The sequence below is a fragment of the Acinetobacter sp. V2 genome (assembly GCF_001188385.1).
Taxonomy (GTDB): Bacteria; Pseudomonadota; Gammaproteobacteria; order Pseudomonadales; family Moraxellaceae; genus Acinetobacter; species Acinetobacter oleivorans.
In genome coordinates, this window is the sequence record NZ_JZFB01000002.1 from 43,782 (window position 1) to 46,960 (window position 3,179).

General features: G+C 43.1%; 8 protein-coding genes. All 8 read right to left on the minus strand.

Features of this window, described 5'->3' with window-relative positions; translation table 11 throughout:
- Window positions 1-304, minus strand: a 304-nt coding sequence (rplR, locus tag UC75_RS08955; RefSeq protein ID WP_049837381.1) for a 50S ribosomal protein L18, incomplete at its 3' end; no start/stop codon positions are given.
- Window positions 305-318: 14 nt separating this feature from the next.
- Window positions 319-852 carry a 50S ribosomal protein L6 gene (rplF, locus tag UC75_RS08960; RefSeq protein WP_005301272.1) on the minus strand — a complete coding sequence of 178 codons (534 nt, stop codon included), beginning with the start codon at window positions 850-852 and terminating at the stop codon, window positions 319-321.
- Window positions 853-865: 13 nt separating this feature from the next.
- Window positions 866-1,261 carry a 30S ribosomal protein S8 gene (gene rpsH / locus UC75_RS08965; protein WP_004789617.1) on the minus strand — a complete coding sequence of 132 codons (396 nt, stop codon included), beginning with the start codon at window positions 1,259-1,261 and terminating at the stop codon, window positions 866-868.
- Between the two features lie 11 nt (window positions 1,262-1,272).
- Window positions 1,273-1,578 carry a 30S ribosomal protein S14 gene (rpsN, locus tag UC75_RS08970; protein WP_004789619.1) on the minus strand — a complete coding sequence of 102 codons (306 nt, stop codon included), beginning with the start codon at window positions 1,576-1,578 and terminating at the stop codon, window positions 1,273-1,275.
- 9 nt (window positions 1,579-1,587) lie between these two features.
- Window positions 1,588-2,124: a 50S ribosomal protein L5 gene (rplE, locus tag UC75_RS08975; RefSeq protein WP_004789621.1), complete on the minus strand. Its 537-nt coding sequence runs from the start codon at window positions 2,122-2,124 to the stop codon at window positions 1,588-1,590.
- Between the two features lie 15 nt (window positions 2,125-2,139).
- Window positions 2,140-2,457: a 50S ribosomal protein L24 gene (rplX, locus tag UC75_RS08980; protein WP_002116820.1), complete on the minus strand. Its 318-nt coding sequence runs from the start codon at window positions 2,455-2,457 to the stop codon at window positions 2,140-2,142.
- Between the two features lie 9 nt (window positions 2,458-2,466).
- Window positions 2,467-2,835 (minus strand): 50S ribosomal protein L14, encoded by a 369-nt coding sequence (gene rplN / locus UC75_RS08985; RefSeq protein WP_001982634.1) that lies wholly within the window; start codon window positions 2,833-2,835, stop codon window positions 2,467-2,469.
- A 92-nt stretch (window positions 2,836-2,927) separates the two neighbouring features.
- Window positions 2,928-3,179 (minus strand): 30S ribosomal protein S17 (gene rpsQ / locus UC75_RS08990; RefSeq protein WP_128825238.1); only part of this gene is annotated, 252 nt, incomplete at its 5' end.

The window sequence follows — 3,179 nt, forward strand, 5'->3', positions numbered from 1 at the left end:
TACGACCATGATATTTAAAACCAGAACGGTCAAATGCAACTTTAGTTACACCAGCTGCTTTCGCACGTTCTGCGATTAAAGCACCTACTTTAGTAGCCGCGTCTACATTACCCGTAGTACCGCTACGTAAAGATGCATCCAAAGTTGAAGCTTGCGCTAAAACTTTGCCACCATCTGCTGAAATAACTTGAGCATAGATGTGACGCGGAGTGCGGTTTACACACAAACGAGTCGCACCCAATGCACGGATGTGCAAGCGTGTGCTTTTCGCACGACGCAAACGGGTTTGTTTCTTTTCGTTCATAAGAACCTCGCGCCTTATTTCTTCTTAGCTTCTTTACGAAGAATGACTTCATCCGAATAGCGAACACCTTTACCTTTATATGGTTCAGGAGCACGATACGCACGGATTTCTGCCGCTACTTGACCTAACAACTGCTTGTTTGCTGATTTCAAAATGATTTCAGTTGCAGTTGGAGTTTCCGCTGTTACACTTTCAGGTAAAGCGTAGTCAATTGGGTGTGAGTAACCAAGGTTAAGGTTTACAACAGTACCCTTAACCGCAGCTTTATAACCAACACCAACTAGCTGCAACTTACGTTCGAAGCCTTCACTAACCCCTTTTACAAGGTTATTCAATACAGCGCGAGCAGTACCAGCTTGCATCCAAGCATCTTTCGATTCTTTAACTGGAGCAAGTTGAAGTTTACCTTCTTCCTGTTTTAGCTCGACCAGCGCATGCAGGTTGAAAGACAACGTACCTTTGCTGCCTTTCACTTCGACCTGCCGGCCGTTCTGAGTAACTGTTACACCATTCGGTACAGTTACTGGGGCTTTAGCCACACGAGACATGAGGAATCACCTATTAAGAAACAAAAGCAATAACTTCACCACCAACGCCCGCAGCACGTGCAGCGCGATCAGTCATGATGCCTTTGCTTGTAGAAACAATTGCAATACCTAAACCTTGCTTAACGCTTGGAAGTTTATCTTTACCACGGTATTGGCGAAGACCTGGACGGCTTACGCGCTTAACCATTTCGATAACTGGTTTGCCTTCGAAATATTTTAAAGTAATTGTCAAAGTAGATTTTGTCTCTTCTTGAGCAACTTCTACGTTTGAAACATAACCTTCTTGTTGAAGTACGTTTGCAATTGCAACTTTCAACTTAGAAGAAGGCATAGAAACAGTTTGTTTCTTAGCCATTTGTGCGTTACGAACACGTGTTAGCATGTCGGCAACGGTATCTTGCATACTCATTTAGTCGCTCCTTACCAGCTTGCCTTAACAACGCCTGGTACATCACCCTGCATTACTGTGTCACGTAATTTGTTACGGCTTAAACCGAACTTACGGAAGTAACCATGAGGACGACCAGTTAAACCACAACGGTTACGAAGACGTACCGGAGATGCATTACGTGGCAACGCTTGTAACTTTAACATCGCTTCGAAACGTTCTTCTTCACTTGCATTTACGTTTGCAATCGTAGCTTTTAATTCAGCACGTTTTGCAGCGTATTTAGCAACTGTTTTTTCGCGTTTCAATTCGCGATTAACCATACCTTTCTTAGCCATATCGACCTCTTATTTGAACGGGAAGCCGAATGCACGCATAAGCGCACGGCCTTCGTCATCGGTGCGAGCAGTCGTAGTAATAGTAATATCCATACCACGAATACGATCAATCTTATCGAAATCGATTTCAGGGAAAACGATTTGCTCTTTCAAACCCATTGAGTAGTTACCACGACCATCAAATGATTTCGAAGAGAAACCACGGAAGTCACGGATACGAGGGATTGCGATTGAGATCAAACGGTCCAAGAATTCGTACATTTGGTCGCCACGTAAAGTAACTTTACAACCAATCGGCCAACCGTCACGGATTTTAAAACCAGCGATAGATTTGCGAGCAAGTGTAATTACTGGTTTTTGACCAGCAATTAATTGCATGTCGACTACAGCGCCATCTAATAATTTCTTATCAGTTGCAGCTGCGCCTACACCCATGTTTAGGGTAATTTTTGTGATGCGTGGAATTTCCATCACGTTCTTAATGCTAAGTTCTTCTTTTAACTTTGCTTTAAGTTCATCATTGTAACGTGCTTTAAGTCTGGCCATTGCCTTTTCAACCTATTACTTCGCTACCGCCACTGATTCACCATTTGATTTATAAACGCGAGTTTTCACGCCATCAATCACTTGGTAACCAACACGGTCAGCCTTCTGGGTTGTAGCATTTAAAATTGCCACGTTTGAAATATGAAGCGAAGCTTCTTGAGTAACGATACCGCCTTCAGCGCCAGTTACACGATTCGGCTTTTGATGCTTCTTCACTAAGTTAAGGCCTTCAACCTTAACGCGGTCTTCAGAAACAGACAATACAGTACCCTGTTTGCCTTTTTCTTTACCTGCGATCACGATAACTTGATCGCCTTTTTTAATCTTAGCCATGATTGCCTCTTATAGAACTTCAGGAGCCAATGAAATGATTTTCATGAACTGTTCAGTACGAAGTTCACGAGTCACTGGTCCGAAGATACGAGTAGCAATCGGAGCTTTGTTGTTGTTCAGAATAACTGCAGCATTATCATCAAAACGGATCACAGAACCATCTGGACGACGAATGCCGAATTTAGTACGAACTACAACCGCATTCATCACGTCACCTTTTTTAACACGTGCGCGTGGGATTGCTTCTTTTACAGTAACTTTAATAATGTCGCCAACAGAAGCATAACGACGATGTGAACCACCAAGTACTTTAATACATTGTACGCGGCGAGCACCACTGTTGTCTGCTACGTCGAGCATAGTTTCGGTTTGAATCATTGCCCTACTCCAAAACCGAGCATCACCGGTCACAATTTCGAAAGGCTCAAAGAGTACTCGAAATTGACCGATGATGCAACAAGAACGTCGAATTACTCAGCAGCTGCTTCAACTACTTCCACTAAAGTCCAAGCTTTAGTTTTAGAAATTGGGCGGCTTTCTTTGATTGTCACAACATCACCAATTTTAGCGACATTGTTCTCATCATGAGCGTGTAACTTAGTTGAACGGCGAATTGACTTGCCATACAACGGGTGTTGAACGCGGCGTTCAATAAGAACAACAATAGATTTATCCATTTTGTCACTTACGACTTTGCCGGTTAACGTGCGGACTGTTTTTTC